17 protein-coding genes are annotated in these 22,267 nt (G+C 63.0%); 16 read left to right on the top strand and 1 reads right to left on the bottom strand.

Features of this window, described 5'->3' with window-relative positions; translation table 11 throughout:
- The first annotated feature begins 15 nt into the window (after positions 1–15).
- From AC2VLV_RS12350 to AC2VLV_RS12290, 13 genes are all read left to right on the top strand, one after another.
- Complete coding sequence (locus AC2VLV_RS12350; RefSeq protein ID WP_486990272.1) at positions 16–1,269, top strand: NADH-quinone oxidoreductase subunit D; 1,254 nt, start codon at positions 16–18, stop codon at positions 1,267–1,269.
- A gap of 38 nt (positions 1,270–1,307) precedes the next feature.
- Positions 1,308–1,808, top strand: a complete 501-nt coding sequence (nuoE, locus tag AC2VLV_RS12345; protein WP_486990271.1) for an NADH-quinone oxidoreductase subunit NuoE — start codon at positions 1,308–1,310, stop codon at positions 1,806–1,808.
- Positions 1,805–3,133 carry an NADH-quinone oxidoreductase subunit NuoF gene (nuoF, locus tag AC2VLV_RS12340; RefSeq protein ID WP_486990270.1) on the top strand — a complete coding sequence of 443 codons (1,329 nt, stop codon included), beginning with the start codon at positions 1,805–1,807 and terminating at the stop codon, positions 3,131–3,133. Before nuoE ends, nuoF begins: the two co-directional genes overlap by 4 nt.
- A gap of 37 nt (positions 3,134–3,170) precedes the next feature.
- Positions 3,171–5,597, top strand: coding sequence for an NADH-quinone oxidoreductase subunit NuoG (gene nuoG / locus AC2VLV_RS12335; protein ID WP_486990269.1), 2,427 nt, complete (start codon positions 3,171–3,173; stop codon positions 5,595–5,597).
- A 96-nt stretch (positions 5,598–5,693) separates the two neighbouring features.
- The gene (gene nuoH, locus AC2VLV_RS12330; protein ID WP_013106534.1) at positions 5,694–6,755 is read left to right on the top strand and encodes an NADH-quinone oxidoreductase subunit NuoH; all 1,062 of its coding nucleotides are present in this window, start codon (positions 5,694–5,696) and stop codon (positions 6,753–6,755) included.
- 9 nt (positions 6,756–6,764) lie between these two features.
- Positions 6,765–7,253, top strand: coding sequence for an NADH-quinone oxidoreductase subunit NuoI (gene nuoI / locus AC2VLV_RS12325; RefSeq protein ID WP_013106533.1), 489 nt, complete (start codon positions 6,765–6,767; stop codon positions 7,251–7,253).
- A gap of 100 nt (positions 7,254–7,353) precedes the next feature.
- The gene (locus AC2VLV_RS12320; RefSeq protein ID WP_486990268.1) at positions 7,354–7,983 is read left to right on the top strand and encodes an NADH-quinone oxidoreductase subunit J; all 630 of its coding nucleotides are present in this window, start codon (positions 7,354–7,356) and stop codon (positions 7,981–7,983) included.
- Positions 7,984–7,986: 3 nt separating this feature from the next.
- Positions 7,987–8,301 carry an NADH-quinone oxidoreductase subunit NuoK gene (gene nuoK, locus AC2VLV_RS12315; RefSeq protein ID WP_486990267.1) on the top strand — a complete coding sequence of 105 codons (315 nt, stop codon included), beginning with the start codon at positions 7,987–7,989 and terminating at the stop codon, positions 8,299–8,301.
- Positions 8,302–8,305: 4 nt separating this feature from the next.
- Positions 8,306–10,336 carry an NADH-quinone oxidoreductase subunit L gene (nuoL, locus tag AC2VLV_RS12310; protein WP_486990266.1) on the top strand — a complete coding sequence of 677 codons (2,031 nt, stop codon included), beginning with the start codon at positions 8,306–8,308 and terminating at the stop codon, positions 10,334–10,336.
- A gap of 20 nt (positions 10,337–10,356) precedes the next feature.
- Positions 10,357–11,841, top strand: coding sequence for an NADH-quinone oxidoreductase subunit M (locus AC2VLV_RS12305; RefSeq protein WP_486990265.1), 1,485 nt, complete (start codon positions 10,357–10,359; stop codon positions 11,839–11,841).
- A gap of 11 nt (positions 11,842–11,852) precedes the next feature.
- Positions 11,853–13,319, top strand: a complete 1,467-nt coding sequence (gene nuoN / locus AC2VLV_RS12300) for an NADH-quinone oxidoreductase subunit NuoN (RefSeq protein WP_486990264.1) — start codon at positions 11,853–11,855, stop codon at positions 13,317–13,319.
- A gap of 12 nt (positions 13,320–13,331) precedes the next feature.
- On the top strand, positions 13,332–13,649 hold the full coding sequence (locus AC2VLV_RS12295; protein WP_013106527.1) for a DUF2818 family protein: 318 nt from the start codon (positions 13,332–13,334) through the stop codon (positions 13,647–13,649).
- Positions 13,646–14,245 carry an NUDIX domain-containing protein gene (locus tag AC2VLV_RS12290; RefSeq protein ID WP_486990263.1) on the top strand — a complete coding sequence of 200 codons (600 nt, stop codon included), beginning with the start codon at positions 13,646–13,648 and terminating at the stop codon, positions 14,243–14,245. The genes AC2VLV_RS12295 and AC2VLV_RS12290 overlap by 4 nt, the downstream gene beginning before the upstream one ends.
- A 9-nt stretch (positions 14,246–14,254) precedes the next feature.
- Here the strand turns inward: AC2VLV_RS12290 and AC2VLV_RS12285 are convergent, their stop codons facing one another.
- Positions 14,255–15,319 (bottom strand): glycosyltransferase family 4 protein, encoded by a 1,065-nt coding sequence (locus AC2VLV_RS12285; protein ID WP_486990262.1) that lies wholly within the window; start codon positions 15,317–15,319, stop codon positions 14,255–14,257.
- Between the two features lie 111 nt (positions 15,320–15,430).
- On the opposite strand from AC2VLV_RS12285, the gene AC2VLV_RS12280 reads away from it, so the two are divergent.
- The 3 genes from AC2VLV_RS12280 to AC2VLV_RS12270 form a co-directional block, all read left to right on the top strand.
- Entirely contained in the window at positions 15,431–16,699 is a 1,269-nt protein-coding gene (locus tag AC2VLV_RS12280) for a lipoprotein-releasing ABC transporter permease subunit (RefSeq protein WP_486990261.1), read from the top strand.
- The gene (locus AC2VLV_RS12275; protein ID WP_486990260.1) at positions 16,692–17,729 is read left to right on the top strand and encodes a hypothetical protein; all 1,038 of its coding nucleotides are present in this window, start codon (positions 16,692–16,694) and stop codon (positions 17,727–17,729) included. The genes AC2VLV_RS12280 and AC2VLV_RS12275 overlap by 8 nt, the downstream gene beginning before the upstream one ends.
- Before the next feature lie 70 nt (positions 17,730–17,799).
- Positions 17,800–22,267, top strand: a 4,468-nt coding sequence (locus AC2VLV_RS12270; protein ID WP_486990259.1) for an MG2 domain-containing protein, incomplete at its 3' end; no start/stop codon positions are given.

The following is a 22,267-nucleotide window of genomic DNA, read 5'->3' as shown; positions in this document are numbered from 1 at the left end:
GCTTGGGGCACTGATATGGCTGACATCAAAAACTACACCCTCAACTTTGGCCCGCAGCATCCCGCTGCGCATGGCGTGCTGCGTCTGGTGCTTGAGCTCGACGGCGAGGTGGTGCAGCGGGCTGATCCGCACATTGGTCTGTTGCACCGGGCTACCGAAAAATTGGCGGAGCACAAGACGTATATCCAGGCGTTGCCGTATATGGATCGTCTGGACTATGTGTCCATGATGTGCAACGAGCATGCCTACTGCCTGGCGATTGAAAAGCTGCTGGGTGTCGAGGTTCCGCTGCGTGGGCAATACATCCGGGTGATGTTTGCCGAGATTACCCGTCTGCTCAACCACCTCATGTGGCTGGGGGCGCATGGTCTGGATTGCGGCGCGATGACCGTCTTCCTCTACGCCTTTCGCGAGCGCGAAGACTTGTTTGATATGTACGAGGCGGTGTCGGGCGCGCGGATGCATGCGGCCTATTTCCGCCCGGGCGGCGTCTACCGCGATCTGCCCGACAGCATGGCGCAGTACGGTGAGTCGAAGATTCGCAATGCTCGCGCCGTCGAGGCGCGCAACGCGGGGCGTCAGGGCTCGCTGCTCGATTTCATCGAAGATTTCACCCAGCGTTTCCCGGCCTATGTCGATGAATACGAAACCCTGCTGACCGATAACCGCATCTGGAAGCAGCGCACGGTGGGAATCGGTGTGGTCACGCCAGAGCGGGCGATGAATCTGGGGATGACCGGCCCGATGCTGCGTGGCTCCGGAGTGGTGTGGGACCTGCGCAAGACTCAGCCCTACGACGTTTATGACCGCATGGATTTTGATATTCCCGTGGGCAAGAACGGCGACTGCTACGACCGCTATCTGGTGCGCATGGAAGAAATGCGCCAGTCCAACCGCATCATCAAGCAATGCGTGGACTGGCTGCGGACCAATCCCGGCCCGGTGATTACCGACAACCACAAAGTCGCCGCCCCCGCGCGCGAGGAAATGAAGACCAGCATGGAAGCGCTGATCCATCATTTCAAACTGTTCAGCGAAGGCATGCGCGTGCCTGAAGGCCAGGCCTATGCCGCTGTCGAGCATCCCAAGGGCGAGTTTGGCATCTACCTCGTGTCCGATGGGGCGAACAAGCCTTATCGTCTCAAGATCCGCGCGCCCGGCTTCGCCCATCTGGCCGCGCTTGACGAAATGTCGCGCGGCCACATGATCGCTGACGTCGTCGCCATCATCGGCACGCTCGACATTGTTTTCGGGGAGATCGACCGCTGATGGACCGCTCGCCTGTCACTCGTGAAATGCAACGCATGATGTTGTCCGAATCCACCCGCCAGCGCATCGACCTGGAAGTGGCCAAATATCCGCCCGAGCAGAAACAGTCGGCGGTTATTGCGGCGCTGTCCATCGTCCAGCAGGAGCAGGGTTGGGTGTCGCCCGAGGCCGAGAAAGCGGTGGCCGACTACCTCGGCATGCCGCCGATCGCCGTGCATGAGGTGGTGACCTTCTACAACATGTTCAACACCCGGCCGGTCGGCCGCTTCAAGCTCAACGTCTGCACCAATCTGCCTTGCGCCCTGAGCGGCGGCGGAGCGGCGGCTCAGTATCTGAGCGAAAAGCTGGGTGTGGCGCTGGGCGAAACCACGCCCGACGGAGTTTTCACCCTGCAAGAGTCCGAATGTCTGGGCGCCTGTGGCGATGCGCCGGCCATGCTGGTCAATGATCGTCGGCTGTGCAGCTTCATGCGCCCCGAGCGGCTGGATGCGCTGGTGGACGAACTGCGCGCCGAGGCGGCCAAAGGAGAGTCCCAATGAACCACCCATTCGGACAAAGCACCGGGCAGGAAAGCTGCTTTCACGGCCGTCATCTGCAGCCGCAGATCCTCGCCGGTCTGAGCGGCGATAACTGGGCGCTTGAAGGCTATTTGCAGCGCGATGGTTATCAGGCGCTACGCAAGATACTCACCGAAGGCTGGACGCCCGAGCAGGTCATCGCCGAGGTGAAGGCTTCCGCGTTGCGTGGGCGTGGCGGTGCCGGTTTCCCCACTGGGCTGAAGTGGAGTTTCATGCCGCGTCAGTTTCCGGGGCAGAAGTATCTGGTGTGCAACTCCGACGAAGGCGAGCCGGGCACCTTCAAAGACCGCGACATCCTGCGTTTCAACCCGCATGCGGTGATCGAAGGCATGACCATTGCCGCGTTCGCCATGGGTATCACCGTGGGCTACAACTACATCCACGGCGAGATTTTCGAGGACTACGACCGCTTCGAAGAAGCGCTGCGGCAAGCGCGCGACGCAGGGTATCTGGGCGACAACATCCTGGGCAGCAATTTCAGCTTCCAGTTGCATGCCTCCCATGGTTTTGGCGCCTACATCTGCGGCGAGGAAACCGCGCTGCTCGAATCACTCGAAGGCAAGAAGGGGCAACCGCGCTTCAAGCCGCCTTTCCCCGCGAGCTTTGGCCTGTATGGCAAGCCCACCACAATCAACAACACCGAAACCTTCGCGGCAGTGCCCTGGATCATCCGCAACGGCGGCCAGGCGTATCTCGAGGTGGGCAAGCCCAACAACGGCGGCACCAAAATTTACTCGGTCTCGGGCGACGTGGCACTGCCGGGTAACTACGAAGTGCCCATGGGCACACCTTTTGCCAAACTGCTTGAACTCGCTGGGGGCATGCGCGAAGGGCGCGAGCTCAAGGCCGTGATTCCCGGCGGATCATCCGCTCCGGTGCTGCCCGCCAGCATCATGATGGACTGCACCATGGATTACGACTCCATCGCCAAGGCCGGTTCCATGCTGGGTTCGGGCGCGGTGATTGTGCTCAACGATACCCGCTGCATGGTCAAGTCGCTGATGCGTCTGTCCTATTTCTACCAGCATGAGTCATGCGGTCAATGCACGCCTTGCCGAGAAGGGACAGGCTGGCTGTATCGCATGGTGCATCGCATCGAAAACGGCGAGGGACGGATGGAAGATCTCGAAATGCTCAACTCCGTGTCCGACAACATTGCCGGGCGCACCATTTGCGCGCTGGGCGATGCGGCGGCCATGCCGGTGAAGTCGTTCGTGAAGCACTTCCGGCATGAGTTCGAGCATCACATCACGCACAAGACCTGCCTCGTGCCGGTCTCCGTCTGATCCGCCGCAACCAGACGCCTTCAGGACGCATTCCATCATGGTTGAACTCGAAATCGACGGTCAAAAAGTCCAGGTGCCTGAGGGCGCCATGGTCATGGACGCGGCGACGCAACTCGGCATCTATGTGCCGCACTTTTGCTATCACCACAAGCTGACCATCGCCGCCAACTGCCGCATGTGTCTGGTCGATGTGGAAAAGGCGCCCAAGCCGCTGCCGGCCTGCGCCACCCCGGCCGCGCAGGGCATGGTCGTGCGCACGCATTCCGAGCGTGCGCTTCAGGCGCAGAAAGGGGTGATGGAGTTTCTGCTCATCAACCACCCGCTCGATTGCCCGATCTGCGATCAAGGCGGCGAATGCCAGTTGCAGGATCTGGCCGTGGGCTATGGCGGTTCGGCCTCGCGCTACACCGAAGAAAAGCGCGTCATCTTCCACAAAGACGTCGGCCCGCTCATCGCCATGGAAGAGATGAGCCGCTGCATCCAGTGCACGCGCTGCGTGCGCTTCGGCCAGGAAATTGCGGGCATCATGGAACTCGGCATGGCCAACCGCGGCGAGCATTCCGAGATCATGACCTTTGTCGGCAGCACGGTCGATTCCGAGCTGTCGGGCAATATGATCGACATCTGCCCGGTCGGCGCGCTGACCAGCAAGCCGTTCCGCTACAGCGCCCGCACCTGGGAACTGTCACGCCGTGCTTCCATCAGCCCGCACGACAGTGTGGGCGCCAACCTCATCGTGCAGGTCAAGGGCGACCGCGTCATGCGCGTGGTGCCGCAAGACAACGAAGCCGTCAACGAATGCTGGCTTTCAGACCGCGACCGTTTCGCCTACGAAGGGCTCAACAGCGAGGAGCGGTTGACCACGCCGCAAATCCGCGAAAACGGGCAGTGGAAGCAGGTCGACTGGCAGACTGCGCTTGACTTCACCGTACAAGGTCTGCGCCGCGCCATGGGGCAGCAGGGCGCCGCCGCGCTGGCGGCCCTGGCCGTGCCTACCAGCACGGTGGAAGAGTTGTATTTGCTGAAAAAGCTGCTGACCGCACTGGGCAGCAACAGCCTGGACACCCGCCTGCGTCAGAGCGATTTTTCCGCCGATGCCAACGCAGCGGCCATGCCCTGGTTGGGCATGCCGATTGCCGACATGGGGCAGTTGCAGGCCGCTCTGTTCATCGGCAGCACCTTGCGCAAGGAGCAGCCGCTGCTGTCGGCGCGCGTGCGGCAAGCCGCCAAGGCCGGCGCCAAAATTTCCACCCTGCACGCCGCAAACGACGATTGGCTCATGCCACTGCATGCACGCATTGCCGCTGCACCGAGTCTATGGGTTGCCGAGTTGGCCGGGGTGGCGCGTGCCGTGGCTCAGGCCAAAGGCATCGAGGCGCCAGTCGGTCTTCAGACCTTGGCGACGCCGAGTGCTCAGGCTCAGGCGATCGCGGCCAGCCTGCTCGGCGGCGAACACAAGGCCGTGTTCCTGGGCGACTCCGCCGTGCAACATCCGCAGGCCGCGACGCTGCGCGCACTCGCGCAGTGGATCGCGCGTGAGGTCGGCGGCGTCTGCGGCGATCTGACTGAGGCGGGCAACACGGTGGGCGCCGCGCTGCTGGGGGTGTCGCCCCTGGCCCCAGGTCGTGATGTCGCCAAAATCATCGCTCAGCCGCCGCGCGCCATGATGCTGTTCGGCGTTGAGCCGGAGGAAGACAGCGCAAACTCGGTCGCCCTGCAAAAGGCACTGGAGCAGGCCGAGTTCATCGTCTCGTTCAGCCCCTTTGTTGACGCGGCTGAGGGCTACGCGCACGTCATGCTGCCGATCGCGCCCTTTACCGAAACGGCCGGCAGCCTGGTCAATGCCGAAGGTCGGCTGCAGAGTTTCAACCCCGTCGTACAGCCTCTGGGCGAGACGCGTCCCGGGTGGAAAGTGCTGCGCGTGCTGGGCAATCTATTCGAGCTGCAGGGTTTCGACTACCAGAGTGCTGCGGAGATTCGCGCCGAGGCCTTCGCGGGCCTGGGTGGCGTTGATCAAGGCGGCGCCGACCAGATCGCCGTCCATCTGGCGCAGTCCACTCCCCTTGAACTGCCATCTGAGTTACCTGCCACGGCGGCGCCTGCGATCGAGCGTTTTTCCCCAGTGCCGATCTATTCAAGCGACGCCATCGTGCGCCGCGCACCCAGCCTTCAGCGCACGCGCGATGCGCGCAACGCCCGCATGGTGGGTGTGTCCACCGCGTTGTGGGAGCAACTCGGCCTGCAGAACGGCGATTCGGTGCGCGTGAAAGTTGATGCGCAAAGCGTTGTGTTGCCCGCGCGCTGTGACGAAGCGCTGGCCCCCACCGTGGTCAGCATTGCTGCGGCCTGGGCCGAGGCGGCGCCCTTGGGTGCGTCCGGCACGACGTTTGGCGCGGTTCAGGTCGAGCGGGTGAGCGCCGTGGCCGCCGTTCCTGCCGCCGCTGCAAGCCCTGAAAGGGTCTGAGATGAAATACTCTTGGCCCTCACAATGTTCGCAAAGTTTTCCCTCTCCCAAGGGGAATGAAGCGCGCCTGGCGCGACCCTACGTATCCTGCTGACCATGCTCGAATCCTTTAACCAAGGCGGACTTTCCCTGCTCGGGCCGATTGCCTGGCCGATCGTCTGGAACCTGATCAAGATCATCGTCATCGTCGCGCCGCTGATGGGAGCCGTCGCTTACCTGACGCTCTGGGAGCGCAAGCTGATCGGCTGGATTCAGATCCGCATCGGCCCCAACCGCGTCGGCCCGTTCGGCCTGCTGCAGCCCATTGCCGATGGTCTCAAGCTGCTGCTCAAGGAAATCGTCATCCCGTTCCGCTCGAACAAGCGCCTGTTTCTGCTGGGGCCTGTCATGACCATCATGCCCGCTCTGGCAGCATGGGCCGTCATCCCGTTCGGGCCGGACGTTGCCTTGGCCAATGTGAACGCCGGGCTGCTCCTGCTACTGGCGCTGACTTCGCTCGAGGTTTATGGCGTGATCATCGCCGGCTGGGCGTCCAACTCCAAATACGCTTTCCTGGGCGCCATGCGCGCTTCGGCGCAGATGGTGAGTTACGAAATCGCGATGGGTTTCGCCATGGTCATCGTGCTCATGGTGTCCGGCAGTCTGAACATGACCGAAATCGTGATGGGGCAGACCCATGGCACTTTTGCCTCCATGGGCCTGAACTTCCTCTCCTGGAACTGGCTGCCGCTGCTGCCCATCTTTGTGGTGTACTTCATCGCCGGTGTGGCCGAGACCAATCGAGCGCCCTTCGACGTGGTGGAAGGCGAATCGGAAATCGTGGCCGGCCACATGGTCGAGTATTCGGGTATGGCGTTTGCCATGTTCTTCCTGGCCGAATACGCCAACATGATCCTGATCTCCATTCTCACCACGGTCATGTTCCTGGGCGGATGGGACGCGCCGGTAGCCTTCCTCGGCTTCATTCCGGGGTGGATCTGGCTGGGCATCAAGACCTTTGTCGTGGTCAGCATGTTTCTCTGGCTGCGGGCTACTTTCCCGCGCTATCGCTACGACCAGATCATGCGACTGGGCTGGAAGATTTTCATTCCCGTCACCCTCATCTGGCTTGTCGTGGTGGCCGCCTGGATGCAAACCCCCTGGAATATCTGGAAGTGAGGCAGAACCATGGCCGCTTTGCGTGACACCTTCAACAGCTTTTTCCTGGTCGAACTCTTCAAGGGTCTGGCGCTGACGGGCAAGTACGCCTTCAAGAGCAAGATCACGGTGCAGTATCCCGAAGAGAAGACGCCGCTGTCGCCGCGTTTCCGTGGCCTGCATGCGCTGCGCCGCTATCCCAATGGCGAAGAGCGTTGCATCGCCTGCAAGCTCTGCGAAGCGGTGTGCCCGGCGCTGGCCATCACCATCGAATCGGAGCAGCGCGACGACGGCACCCGCCGTACCACCCGCTACGACATCGATCTGACCAAGTGCATTTTCTGCGGGCTGTGCGAAGAAAGCTGCCCGGTCGACTCCATCGTCGAGACCTCGATTTTTGAATACCACGGTGAAAAGCGTGGCGATCTCTATTTCACCAAAGAGATGCTGCTGGCCGTGGGCGACCGCTACGAAAAAGACATCGCCGCCACCAAGGAGGCTGACGCCCCATACCGCTGATCGCTACAAGCCCGCCGCAAGGCATGGACGGGCTTCAGGCGATTGTCCCCACTGTTTCTCGGCTGACGGCTTCCGCCGTGGCAAGACCCCTGTTGTGACCATGGACGTTCAAACCATCCTGTTCTACGTGTTCTCCGCCGTACTGCTGTTTGCAGCGCTGCGCGTGATCACGGCGCGTAACCCGGTGCACTCCGCGCTTTATCTGGTGCTGGCGTTTTTTCAGATGTCGGCCATCTGGCTGCTGCTGCGCGCCGAGTTCCTCGCCATCGTGCTGGTGTTGGTGTACGTCGGCGCGGTGATGGTGTTGTTCCTGTTCGTGGTGATGATGCTCGATATCAACCTCGACAGCATTCGCAAGGGTTTCTGGCGCTACTTTCCAGTCGCAGCGCTGGTGGGCGTGCTCATCGTGCTTGAAATGGCCGCAGTGCTGATGCAGGGCTTCCAGATTGGCGGCATGACGCGCGCTGCGCAGGTGGGGGCAGCGGCCTCTGCCGACAACCCGCTCACTCACCTGTCCAACACCCGCGCCCTGGGCGTGGTGCTGTATTCGCAATACCTGTTCGCGGTGGAAATTGCGGCGGTCATTTTGCTCGTGGCCATCATCGCGGCCATCGCACTGACCCTGCGCAAGCGCAAGGACGTGCGGCATATGCCGGCTTCCGAGCAGATCAAGGCCCGCCGTGCAGACCGCGTGCGGCTGGTGTCCATGCCCGCCCAACCCAAGGAGTAAGCCATGCTCGGTTCATTGACCCTGGCGCATTACCTGGTGCTCGGCGCCATTTTGTTTGCCATCTCGGTCGTCGGCATATTTCTCAACCGCCGTAACCTCATCGTCATCCTCATGGCCATTGAGCTCATGCTGCTGGCGGTGAACCTGAATTTCATCGCCTTCTCGCACTACCTGCAGGATTTTGGCGGACAGGTATTCGTGTTCTTCATCCTGACCGTCGCTGCGGCGGAGTCGGCCATTGGTCTGGCCATTTTGGTTGTGCTGTTCCGCAACCTCAACACCATCGACGTCGAAGAACTCGACCAACTCAAGGGCTGAGTCCATGCAAGCCACGCTGAACCCCACCCTGTTGCTGGTCATCGCACTGGCACCGCTGGTTTCTTCCATCATCGTCGGGCTGTTCGGCCGAAGTATCGGCCGATCGGCTTCGCACTGGCTGACGACGCTCTCGGTCGGTCTGTCTTTCGTGCTGTCGCTCGTCGTCCTCAACGACGTCATCAACGGCGCCCGCTTCAACGCCACGATTTATGAGTGGATGGTGGTGGGCAAGATGCACATGGAAGTCGGCTTCATGATCGACGGCCTGTCGGCGCTCATGATGGCCGTCGTCACTTTCGTTTCGCTCGCGGTGCACATCTACACCATCGGCTACATGGCCGATGACGACGGCTACCAGCGCTTTTTCAGCTACATCTCCTTGTTCACCTTCTCCATGCTGATGCTGGTGATGAGCAACAACATGCTGCAGCTGTTTTTCGGCTGGGAGGCGGTGGGCCTGGTGTCGTATCTGCTGATCGGCTTCTGGTACACGCGGCCCACGGCAGTGTTCGCCAATATGAAGGCCTTCATCGTCAACCGCGTGGGCGACTTCGGCTTCATTCTGGGCATTGGCCTGCTGGCGGCCTACACCGGCAGCCTGAACTACACCGAAATTTTCGCCAAAGGGCCCGAGCTTGCACTGTTGCATCTGCCGGGCACCGACTGGATGCTGATCACCGTGGCGTGCATTTCTTTGTTCATCGGCGCCATGGGCAAGAGCGCGCAGTTCCCGCTGCATGTCTGGCTGCCCGATTCGATGGAAGGCCCGACGCCGATTTCCGCGCTCATCCACGCCGCCACCATGGTGACGGCGGGTATTTTCATGGTGGCGCGGATGTCGCCGTTGTTCGAATTGTCGAACACCGCGCTTTCGGTCATTCTGGTTATCGGCGGCATCACCGCGCTGTTCATGGGCATCCTGGGCGTGGTGCAAACCGACATCAAGCGGGTCATTGCCTACTCCACGCTATCGCAGCTCGGCTATATGACGGTAGCGCTGGGGGCTTCGGCCTACTCGGTGGCGATTTTCCACCTGATGACCCATGCGTTCTTCAAGGCATTGCTGTTTCTCGCGGCGGGCTCGGTGATCATCGGCATGCACCATGACCAGGACATGCGCCATATGGGCGGTCTGCGCAAATACATGCCCATCACCTGGATCACCTTCCTGATTGGCGGTCTGGCGCTCAGTGGCATTCCGCCGTTTGCCGGCTTTTTCTCGAAAGACAGCATCATCGAGGCGGTGCATGCCAGCGATCTGCCGGGAGCGGGCTTTGCTTACTTCGCCGTGCTCTCCAGTGTGTTCGTCACCGCGCTCTACACCTTCCGCATGTATTTCATGGTGTTCCATGGCGAAGAGCGCTTCCGGCACGTGGCGCACGATGCGCATGGCCATGATCATGCGCCTGACCACGGCCACGCTGGCGCTCACGAGCCGCACGAGTCGCCGTGGGTGGTGACGGTGCCGCTCATCATGCTGGCCATTCCGTCCGTCCTCGCGGGTTATCTTTTCATTCAGCCGCTGCTGTACGGGCACTTTTTCGGGAATTCGATTTTTGTCAACGCGGCGGCCCATCCAGCCATGCGCGATCTCGCTGAGCACTGGCATGGCCAGATTCAGATGATGATTCACGGCTTGTCTTCAATGCCGCTGTGGCTGGCGCTCGCCGGCATTGCCACGGCCTACTACGGCTATATGGTGAACCTGCGCTTCCCGCAGGCCGTTAGGCGCATGCTGGGGCCGGTCTATACCGTGCTTGAAAACAACTACTTCTTCGACTGGTTCAACCAGAACGTGCTGGCTTCCGGCGTGCGTTTGCTGGGCACGGGCCTGTGGAAAGGCGGTGATGTGGGCCTGATCGACGGACTGCTGGTCAACGGTACAGCGCGCGTGGTCGGCTGGACGGCGCGGGTGGTACGTCTGCTGCAGACCGGCTACATCTATTACTACGCCCTGGCAATGATTGCCGGCGTGGTGGTGTTCATGGGCTATTTTGTTCCGGGCAAGCTGTTGTCCGGCTGGTTCATCAGATAACAGCGAAGCGCGATACAAGCATGCAATCTCTTCCCTTGCTCAGTCTGTCCATCTGGATTCCCATCGCCTTCGGTGTCGTGCTGCTCTTTGTTCAGGGCGAGCAGCGCGCTGGCGCGGCGCGCTGGTTGGCGCTGATCGGCTCGCTGATCTCCTTTCTTATCACCCTGCCGCTGATCACCGGCTTTGACAACGCCCAGGCGGGCATGCAGTTTGTCGAGTCCGTGCCGTGGATCAGGCCTTTCAACATCAATTACGCGCTGGGTATTGACGGCGTGTCGCTGTGGTTCGTGCCGCTGACCGCTTTGATGACCGTGATCGTGATCATCAGCGCCTGGGAGGTCATCAAAGACCGCGTCAGCCTTTATCTCGGCGCTTTCCTCATTCTGTCGGGCCTGATGATCGGGGTGTTCGCCGCGACCGATGCCCTGCTGTTCTATGTGTTCTTCGAGGCCACGCTCATTCCGATGTATCTGATCATCGGCATCTGGGGCGGGCCGCGCCGTGTCTACGCCGCGTTCAAGTTCTTCCTCTACACCTTGGCCGGTTCGCTGCTCATGTTGGTGGCGCTGATCTATCTCTACCTGCAGTCTGGCGGCAGTTTCGACATCGCCAACTGGTACCACGTCCCCTTGTCGATGACGGCCCAGATTTTCATTTTCATCGCCTTCTTCTTCGCCTTCGCGGTGAAGATTCCGATGTGGCCGGTGCACACCTGGCTGCCCGATGCGCACGTTGAGGCGCCCACCGGCGGTTCGGTGATTCTGGCGGCCATCATGCTCAAGCTCGGCGCCTACGGTTTCATCCGCTTCTCTCTGCCTATGCTGCCTGATGCCAGCCATGCGCTCGCCCCGGTCATGATCGCCTTGTCGCTCATTGCGGTGATCTACATCGGTTTTGTCGCTCTGGTGCAGGCCGACATGAAAAAGCTGGTGGCGTATTCATCCATCGCGCACATGGGTTTTGTCACTCTGGGCTTTTTCCTGTTCTCCGACCTGGGTGTGCAGGGCGGGCTGGTGCAGATGATCTCGCACGGCTTCATTTCCGGCGCCATGTTTCTGACCATCGGGGTGCTGTATGACCGCATGCACACCCGCGAGATTGCCGATTACGGCGGAGTGACCAACACCATGCCTAAGTTTGCCGCACTGGCTGTGCTGTTTGGCATGGCCAACGCCGGCTTGCCGGGCACCAGCGGTTTCGTTGGGGAGTGGATGGTGATTCTGGCCGCTGTGAAGTTCAACTTCTGGATCGGCCTGCTGGCCGCGACCACGCTCATTCTGGCCGCGAGCTACACCTTGTGGATGATCAAGCGCGTGTTCTTCGGTCCGATCGGCAATGCCCACGTTGCGGCCCTCAAGGACATCGGTGCCCGTGAATTCTTCATGCTCGCCGTGCTGGTCGGCGCGGTGCTGTGGATGGGCGTGTATCCCAAATTCTTCACCGATCCGATGCAGGCCTCGGTGCAACATCTGCTGCAGTTTGCGGCGTCTTCCAAATTGCAGTGACAACAACCGCCATGAACTGGATCGCCATTTATCCGGAAATTCTTCTGCTCGTGCTGGCCTGCGTGGTCATGCTCGTCGACCTGTTTGTGAAAGATGCGCAGCACCGTGTGAGCTATTGGCTGACGCTGCTGGGACTGGTGGGCATCGGCGTGCTGTGCGGGCTTTACTTCGCCTCCGGCATGCAGCAATTCGCCATGGCGCGCGCGCTCATCGTCGATCCGATGGCGATGCTGCTCAAGCTTTTCACGGTCATCGCCACCATCGCCACCTTGGTTTACTCACGGCGCTACGCGCTCGATCGCGACATGTGGGGCGGTGAGCTGTTCAGTCTGGTGCTGCTGTCCCTGCTCGGGCAGTTCATCATGATCTCGGGCAACAATCTGCTGACCATTTATCTCGGCCTGGAGTTGCTGTCGCTGGCGCTGTATGCCCTGGTCGCGCTGCGGCGCGATCACACTCAGTCCACCGAGGCGGCGATGAAATACTTCATCCTCGGCGCGCTGGCTTCGGGCTTCCTGCTCTACGGCATGTCCATGCTGTATGGCGCCACCGGTTCGCTCGATCTGGTCACGATCTTCCGCATGATCGCGGTCGAGCCGATCAACCGCGCCGTGCTCGTACTCGGGGTGGTGTTCATCGTCGCAGGACTGGCGTTCAAGCTGGGCGCGGTGCCCTTTCACATGTGGATTCCCGACGTGTATCAGGGCGCTCCTACGGCCGTGGTGCTGATGGTGGGTGCTGCGCCCAAGCTCGCGGCCTTCGCCATGGCGATCCGCCTGCTGGTGGAGGGCATGTTCCCTCTGGCGATGGACTGGCAGGGCATGCTCGTGGTACTGGCGGTGCTGTCCATCGGCCTGGGTAATCTGGCGGCCATTGCACAGACCAATCTCAAGCGCATGCTGGCGTATTCCACCATCGCCCAAATTGGTTTCGTGCTGCTGGCCCTGCTCTCCGGCATGCTCAACGGCAACGGGCTCTCCGCTTCCACCGCCTATAGCGGCGCCATGTTCTACATGGTCATTTACGTGCTCACCACGCTGGGTACTTTTGGCGTGATTCTGCTGCTCGCCCGCGAAGGTTTCGAGGCCGAAGACATCCGCGATTTCGCCGGTCTGGCCAAAACTGACCCCTGGATGGCAGGTGTCATGACGTTTCTTTTATTCTCTCTCGCTGGCATTCCGCCGTTCGCCGGGTTTTATGCCAAGCTCGAAGTGCTCACCATTCTGCTCAATACCGGGCGGGTCTGGCTGGTGGTGTACGCGGTCATCCTGTCGGTCATTGGGGCGTATTACTACATTCGCATGGTCAAGGTGATGTACTTTGATGCGCCCACGGCGCTTTCGGCCTCGCGTGCAAGTGGAGTGGGCGGGGCGCGCGCCCTGCTGTCGCTCAATGGTCTGGCGGTTTTATTTCTTGGGTTGATGCCCGGTGGTTTGATGACCTTGTGTTATCAGGCCATCGCCAACACCCTGCACTGAAAGCGTTTCCCTATGCAGAATTCCGCAATCTGGTTGGTCATCGTTCTGGCGTTCGTCGCTGCCAACCTGCCGTTTGTTTCCAACCGGTTCTTCCTGGTCATTCCGCTCAAGAAGACCCCCAAGTCGATCTGGTTACGTCTGCTTGAGCTGCTGATCCTGTTCTTTGTTGTCGGCTTCATTGGCATGGCGCTCGAAGCGCGGATCGGCCAGAACTATCCACAGCATTGGGAGTTCTATGCCGTCTCTGTTGCCATGTTCCTGGTGCTGGCCTTTCCGGGTTACGTGCTGCGTTACATGGTCAAGCGCCATCCGGCCCCGAGTCGCACATGAGCAGCGATCCGGCGCGCGTGCCGCAGGCGGCGGCCTTGCGCGAACACACTCTCGACAGCGAGATGGTGTTTCGCGGCACCTTCCTCAATATTTCGCGCGATCTGGTGCGTCTGGCCAACGGCGCGCAGGTGACCCGCGAATACATCCGCCACTCCGGCGCGGTGATGATCATTCCCCTGCTCGATAACGGCAAGGTGTTGATGGAGCGCCAGTTCCGCACGCCGATGCAGCGGGTGATGGTGGAATTTCCCGCGGGCAAACTCGACGCGGGTGAGAGTTGGCTGGCTTGTGCCCAGCGCGAACTGCGCGAGGAAACCGGCTACAGCGCGAAGCAGTGGGCCTATATCGGGCCGATCAACAACGCGATTTCCTACTCCGACGAAACCATTCACCTCGCTTTCGCGCGCGGTTTGGTTGCTGGTCGCCAATCGCTCGACGACAACGAACTGCTCGATGTTTTCGAGGCCAGTCCGCAAGACACCCTCGACTGGGTGCGCAATGGCCAGATCACCGACGTCAAGACCGTGATCGGCGCGTTCTGGCTGGAAAAACTGCTGCAAAACACCTGGAACTTCGACTGGCAGGACGTGGCCTGACGCTGTAGCTCAGATGCGGCGCTGAACCAGCAGGCGATAGGCCAGCAGATAGAGGGTGACGAAACCCACGCAGCAGGCCATGAGCAGGGGGGTGTTGCCCCACCACAGCATGGCCGGGCCCACGCTGAAAGCCGCGACGGCCCAGAGATAAGGCGAGGTGGCCGCATTGCGGCGTTGCCGCGGATCGGGATGATCGTCCTCGTCGAGCAGGCGGGTGAGCCGCCAGTAGACCAGATGATGCAGATGCAGCGTGTCGGGCGCCGTGCCCGCGCGCTGGCGAAACTTGCGCCGCCACAGCGAATACAGCAACTCCCACACCGGGTAGGCCAGCACCATGAGGGCGAACCAGGGTGAAACGGCTGGGTTGCGCGCCACCAGCAGCACGCTGAGCAGCGCCATCCAGAAGCCGAGCAGATACGCGCCGGTATCGCCCAGGAAGATCTGGCCGCGCGGCCAGTTCCAGAACAGAAAGCCCAGCAGCGCGCCGATGGCGGCAAGGCTGAGCGCCATGATCAGCGGGTCGCTGACCTTGAACGCTACATAGCCGATGGCGCCGAAAATCATGAAGCTCACCATGCCAGCCAGGCCGTTGTAGCCGTCGATCATGTTCACCGCATGCGGCAGGGCGCTGATGGCGACGAGTGCGATGAGCCAACCCAGCACCGGCCAGGCGTGTATCCAGGCGTCAAGCGGCCACAGCCCCAACCGGGTGACGCTGGCCTCAAGCAGCCAGACCGCCAGCCCCGCGGCGAGCACGGTGGCCAGCGCCCGCCACAGGGGGGGTACATGGCGGCGCAGATCTTCCACCACACCGGCGAGCAACACTGGCGCGATGGCGAGGGCCAATCGGCTCGTGAAGGGCGCGCTGACATAAGTGAGGTGCATGAGCCAGAGCAGGCCGACCATCATGCCCAGTGCCAAGGCGAAGCCGCCAGTGCGAGGGGTCGGGTGCTTGTGCCACTTCTGTACGCCCTGGGTCTCGTCCAGGCCGAAATGCCTGCGCCGTCCCAGCACGATGAGGGCGGCGCATCCCAGCCAGCAGAGCAGGGCGGACAGGGCGGTGGCGTGCAGCATGGGTTGCGGTAGAGAAACGCGATAAGCCGACATTGTGCCTTTGCCCGGCATCCCCGATCCACATGTCCTGCCCGCAGCCTAGCCTGCGGCCGTCGCCTACACTGCGCGGCTATGTCTGCATCCTTCTCCTGGCCTTACGAGCTGCTCATCGGTTGGCGCTATACCCGCAGCGGGCGGCGCAGTCGGCGCAACGGCTTCATCTCCTTCATTTCTGCGGTCTCCGTGGGCGGCATCGCCCTCGGGGTGGCCGCGCTGATTGTGGTCATCTCGGTGATGAACGGGTTTCAGAAGGAGGTGCGCGACCGCATGCTCAACGTCATTCCGCACATCCAGATTCTCAATGTCAATGGTCAGGCTTTGCCCGACTGGCGCAGCGTGGCGACATTGGTGAAACACAATCCTGCGGTCACTGGCGTCGCGCCGTTTGTGCAAGGCCAGGCGCTGGTGGCGCAGGGCAGTCAGTTGCAGGGCGTGCTGGTCTGGGGGGTGGAGCCGAGCGAAGAAACCCAGGTGTCGCAGATTCCCGAGCACATGGTGGCGGGGAGTCTGGCGGCGCTCAAACCGGGTGATTTTGGCGTGGTACTGGGCAACGAGTTGGCCAATGCGCTGGGGGTCGGCGTAGGTGATCAGATCACCATGGTGGTGCCCAGCGGCTCCATTACCCCGGCGGGCATGATTCCACGCCTGCGCACCCTGCGGGTGGTGGGCATTTTCAATGTCGGGCACTACGAGTACGACAGCACTCTGGCGCTGGTGAATCTGCAGGACGCTTCGGCGCTGTTCCGCACCGGCGGCCCCACCGGGCTGCGCGTGCAGACCCGCAATATGAATGACGCCCCGCAGATTGCGCAAGACTTGCAGCGCGTGCTGCCGCCCGAACTAGTGGCCCAGCCCTGGACCGAGCAGAACCGCACCTGGTTCGAGGCCGTGGTGATCGAGAAGCGCATGATGTTCATCATCCTCACCATGATCGTGGCGGTGGCGGCGTTCAACCTCGTCTCTACCCTGGTCATGACGGTGACGGACAAGCTGGCCGATATCGCCATCCTGCGCACGCAGGGTGCGAGCCCCGGCTCCATCATGTCCATCTTTTTGCTGCAGGGCGCGGTGACGGGGTTTCTCGGCACCTTCGCCGGGGTCGCGCTGGGTTGTCTGATTGCGTTCAACCTCGATCCCATTGTCTCGTTCCTCGAAGCCGTGCTGCACACCCAGTTCCTGCCGCGCAGCGTGTACCTGATCCACACCATGCCCAGCGATCCGCGCTTTGGCGACATCGCCACCATCACCGTGGCGTCGCTGGTTCTATCGCTCCTGGCCACGCTTTATCCCAGTTGGAGCGCCTCGCGGGTGCAACCGGCGCAGGCTTTGCGGTATGAGTGAACATCTGCTGCTGTCCGATCTGCCCTCGACCTCGCCCGCGCTCGCGCAATTGCTGGCGCAGCCCGGCTTGCCTGCAACCGCCGCTCTTTGCCGCCAAGCCGTGGTGCTGGAGCAGGAGCCACCGCGAGAAGATGCCCAAGCAGCCTGGCTGACGCCCGCCGAGCGCTGGCTGCTGCACGCTCTGCGTCTGGACGGCGCCGACGCCGAGCAGGCGCCCTGGGCACGTCTGGCCGCGCTGGCGGATAGCGTGGCCGACGCTTTTCCCGCAGATCAGGCGCTGTGCCTGCTCACCCCGGCGCATCTGCGGCTGGGGCGCGACAGCCTGTCGCTTTCCGACCCCGCCGCGCTCGATCTCACGGTGGATGACGCGCAGCTACTCTTCGCCGCCGTCGAGCCGCTGTTTGCCAGCGCGGGATGGACTCTGCGCCAAGTAACGCCGATGCGCTGGTATGCCGCCCACTCCAGTCTGACCGAGGTGGTGACGGCGGGCGTGGCGCGAGCACAAGGCCGCAGCGTCGCGGCGTGGATGCCCGGCGGCCCGGCGGCCCGACCCTGGCGGCAACTGCTCACCGAAGTGCAAATGACCTGGCAGCACCATGCCGTCAACGAAGCGCGCGAACAGCGCGGGCTGGCGGATGTCAACACGCTGTGGATACACGGCTGCGGCCCCCTGGCTGCCGATTGGCGCAGCCCGATGCGTCTTGCCGAACATGCGGGAGATGGCGATGCGGTGAGCGATCCCGCGCTATCCGCCGCGTTGCGCGGTCTGGCGCTGCGCCCGCGCAACGGGCCGCTGGACATCCTGCGCATTTTCGACGCCCGCGCGCTGCTGGCCGATGACCCCGCAGCCGGTCTGCGCCAGCTCGATGCCAGCCTCTCCGCCGCCATCGCGCAAGCGGTGCAGCAGACGGGCGGCGTGCGCCTCACCCTCGCGGGCGAGCTGCGCTGGCGCACCCTGCAGATCCGCCGTCCGCAAGACTGGAAATTCTGGCAGCGCGCCGACTTCCTCGCGCAGTTCCACGGTTTGTAGTCAAACAAGCTGTCACGTTATGTCGCCTTGATCACCTACAGTAACAACTTTGTAGGCGATGGGGTGAGAGATGAGGTACGGACGCTGGTGGGCCGCAGTTGGCCTGTTTCTGGGATTGATGCAAGGCGCTTTTGCGCTGCAGGTCAGCAGCCTCAGCCCGCAGGGCGAGGTGGCGCAGGTGCGGCAGGTGGTGGCCCAGTTCGACGGCCCCGCGGTCAACTTTGGCGACGCCCGGGCGCCAGCGCCCCTCAGCGTGACTTGCAGCGACCCCCAGGCGGCGCAGGGCAATGGCCGCTGGATCAGCGCGAACGAGTGGGCGTTCCAGTTTGCCAATGACCTGCCCGCCGGGGTGCGCTGCACGGTGCAGACTTTGCCGAGCTTCAAGTCGCCTCAGGGCAAGGCGCTCAGCGGCCCAACGCGCTGGACGTTCAACACCGGCGGGCCTTTCGTGCGGCGCATCTGGCCGTCGACCGGCGCCGCCATCGACGAGCAGCAGGCCTTCGTGCTGCAACTCAGCGGAGCGGCCACCCCGCAAAGCCTGAGCGAAAACCTTCACTGCAGCATCGAGGGCTTGGGCGAGCAAGTGGCTGTGCAGCAGATCAGCGGCGCGCAGCGCGAGGCCCTGCTCAAGGCGATTGGGCTGGACCAGTCGGCAGCCAGTCAACCCCAGCAGATTGTCACCCTGCGCTGCGCCCGCAAGCTGCCCGCGGGCGGCGAGGTCACCCTGGTTTACGGTGCGGGCGTGAGCACCCCCAGCGGCGTGGAAAGCGGGGTGACGCGGCGCTATGGCTACCGCGTGCGCGAGCCCTTTGCCGCGACCTTCAGTTGCGAACGCGAAAACGCGAAGGCGGGCTGTTCGCCGTTCAAACCGCTATCGCTGAGTTTCAACGCGCCGGTGTCGCGCAAGCTGGCCGCGGCCATCCGGCTGCAGATCGGCAAGCGCAGCGTGGCCCCCGATTTGACCGACGAAGACGGACAGGGCGATGCCCAGGTGGACGACATTGCCTTTGCCCCGCCCTTTGCCGAAAACACCGCGATGCAGATCGTGCTGCCGCCGCAATTCGTCGATGTCGATCATCGCCCCTTGCGCAACGCCGACCGGTTCCCGCTGAACATCGCTACCGGGGCGATGCCGCCGCTGGCCAAGTTCGCCACCTCGCCCTTCGGCATCGTCGAGCGCTTTGCCGAAGGCGTGGATCGCGGCCCGGCGCTGCTGCCCGTCACGCTGCGCCGCGTGCCGTTGGCGCAAGGCGTGCGCGACTATGCCGTGTCCGATCTGCAGCCGCAAAGCGATGCGCAGATCATCGCCTGGTTTCGGCGGGTGCAGGCCTTCAGCAGCTTTTTCATTTCGCGTGATGCGGCGCGCAAGGTGGTGAGCGGGCCGTTGCCGCCCGTGCTGCACGAGGCCAACGGCGATGCCGTCAACCCCGATCAGGTGCAGACCCGCATGGTGTCGTTGCTCGAAGACAAACCGGGCCTGCGCAAGATCGCGCTGCCTGCCGTGGAGGGCGGGAAAACGCGGCCGTTCGAGGTCGTGGGCATTGCGCTGCAGCCGGGGTTTCATGTGATCGAAATCGCCTCCAGAACGCTGGGGCAGGCGCTGCTCGACCCGCGCTATGGAGCGAACCGTGAAATGGTGGTGCGCACCGCGGCCTTGGTCACCAATCTGAACGTGAGCGTGAAAATCGGCCGCGAGAACGCACTGGCCTGGGTGACCACGCTGGACAAGGGACGGCCAGTGGCGGGCGCCAAGGTGCAGGTGTCCGACTGCAAGGGGCGGCTGCTGACCACGGCGACGACCGATGCGCAGGGTCTGGCGCGGTTGAGTGGCCTCGACCCGCAGGCGCCCGATTGCGGCAATGATGACGACGGCGCGCTGGGCTACTTCGATCTGGGTTACTTCGTCTCCGCCCGAGCGACCGACGCCGACGGCACGCCCGACATGGCCTTTGCCTGGAGTAAATGGAACGAGGGCTTCGAGCCTTGGCGCTTCAATGTGCGCACAGACAGCTCCTCCAGTCCCGATACCGTCGCCCACACCATTTTCGACCGTACCCTGCTGCGGGCAGGCGAGACGGTGTCGATGAAGCATCTCCTGCGGGTGGAAACGCTCAAGGGCCTGGAACTGCCCAAGACTTTTCCCGACACCCTGGTCATCACCCATGAGGGCAGCGGCCAGGAGTTCAAGCAGCCCTTGAAATGGCAGCGCACCCCTACGGGCGGCATGACGGCCAGCAGCCAGTTCGCCATTCCGAAGGCGGCCAAGCTGGGGGAGTACGACGTGCAGTTGCGCCGCAAGGAAGGCAACGCTTGGTCGCCGTCCAGCGGCAGTTTTCGCGTGGAGGAATTTCGCCTGCCGGTGTTTACCGGCCGCATCGCCCCGGTGGACAGCAAGCCGCTCATCCGGCCGCAGGATGTGCCGGTGTCGGTGCAAGTGAGCTACACCGCAGGTGGCCCGGCAGCCAATCTGCCGGTTCAGGTCTCGGCGCTGGTGCGCAGCAAATGGCTCTCGTTCGACGGCTTCGACGCCTTCAGCTTCTCGCCGCCGCAACAACAAGGGCAGGGCGGTGATGATGAAGACGCTGCGCAGGACGACAGCAAGATCATCGCCGACAAACTCGCCGTCACCCTCGACCGTCAGGGTTTGGGGCGGGTGGGCATCGATGACGTTCCGCCCTCGAACCAGGCGCGCGAGCTGCTGCTCGAAGCCAGCTATGCCGATCCCAACGGTGAAATCCAGACTCTGCGCAGCACCCAGCCCTTATGGCCCGCCGCCGTCGTCGCGGGCATCAAGACCGAGAGCTGGGTGTCGGCGGGAAAGCAGGCCAAGCTGCAGGCGCTGGCGCTCAATCTGCAGGGCAAGCCGCAGGCGGGTGTGCCGCTTGCCGTCAAGGCCGTCGCCCATATCACCACCACCAGCCGCAAGCGCATGGTGGGCGGCTTCTACGCCTACGACAACAAGACCACGACCAAAGACCTGGGCACTTTGTGCAGCGGCAAGAGCGACGCGCACGGCCTGCTGTTTTGCGACGTGAAGCTGGATCAGGCGGGCGAGATTGAACTGATCGCATCGGCCACCGATGCGCAAGGCCACCCCGCGCAGGCCTCTACCAGCGTCTGGGTGACACGTCAGGGCGAGCTGTGGTTCGGCGGCGAGAACCATGACCGCATGGACGTACTGCCCGAGAAAAAAACCTATCAGCCCGGCGAGACCGCGCAGTTCCAGGTGCGCATGCCCTTTCGCCACGCGACCGCGCTGGTGGCGGTGGAGCGCGAAGGCGTGATGCAGACCGAAGTGGTGCAACTCGACGGGACTGATCCCACCGTGCGCCTAAAGGTCAAACCCGAGTGGGGGCCGAATGTTTATGTGAGCGTGCTGGCGCTGCGCGGGCGGCTGTACGACGTGCCCTGGTACAGCTTTTTCACCTGGGGCTACAAGACGCCGGTGACGTGGTGGCGCCAGTTCTGGAGCGACAGCAAGGACTATGTGCCGCCCACCGCCATGGTCGACTTGAGCAAACCCGCCTTCCGCTTTGGCATGGCCGAGATACGCGTGGGCATTGCCGAACATGCCCTCAAGGTGACCGTGCAGACTGACAAACCGAGCTACCCGGTGCGCGGCACGGCCCGGGTGACGATCACCGCGACCCTGCCCGACGGCAAGCCCGCGGCCGGCGCCGACGTGGCGCTGGCCGCGGTCGATCAGGCCCTGCTCGAACTCATGCCCAACACCAGCTGGGACTTGCTGCACGCCATGTTGCGCGAGCGGGCCTGGGGCGTGGAGACCGGCACCGCGCAGTCCGAGATCATTGGTCGCCGCCATTACGGCCTCAAGGCCGTGCCCGCAGGCGGCGGGGGCGGCAAGACCGAAACCCGCGAGCTGTTCGACACCCTGCTGCTGTGGAAACCCGATGTGATTCTCGACGCACAGGGCAGGGCGGTGGTGGACGTACCGCTCAACGACAGCCTCACCGCGTTTCGCATCGTTGCCGTGGCCGAGCGCGGGCTGAGCCGGTTCGGCACCGGCGAAGCCACCATTCGCAGCACGCAAGACCTGCAGATTCTCTCCGGCCTGCCGCCGCTGGTACGCGAGGGTGATCGATTCACCGCGCCCTTCACCCTGCGCAACACCACCAAGCGTGCGATGCAGGTCACGCTCACGCCGCAGGTGGCCGGTTTGACGCTACCGCCGCAGACCGTGGACATTCCGGCAGACACTGCCCGAGAGGTGAGCTGGAGGGTGGACGTGCCTCTTTCCAATACGCCCGACGGCACGCAGACGCTGGCCTGGCAGATCGACGCCCGCGATGCACTGCACGGCGCCAGAGATGCCCTGCGCGCGCAGCAGCAGGTGCTCGCCGCCGTGCCGCTGGCGGTGCAGCAGGCCACGCTGCAGCAGGTCGACGGTACCTACAGCCTGTCCGTGGCGCCGCCGCCCGGGGCGCTGAAAACCGCGCAAGGCGCCCCGCGCGGCGGGGTGGCGGGCCCCCACGCTCCCGCTACGCGGTCGCTGCCCCCCGAGGGGGCGCACCCCGCCT

Source organism: Thiomonas sp. TH-17, from assembly GCF_057473305.1.
This window is presented reverse-complemented; position numbering and strand designations above follow the sequence as displayed.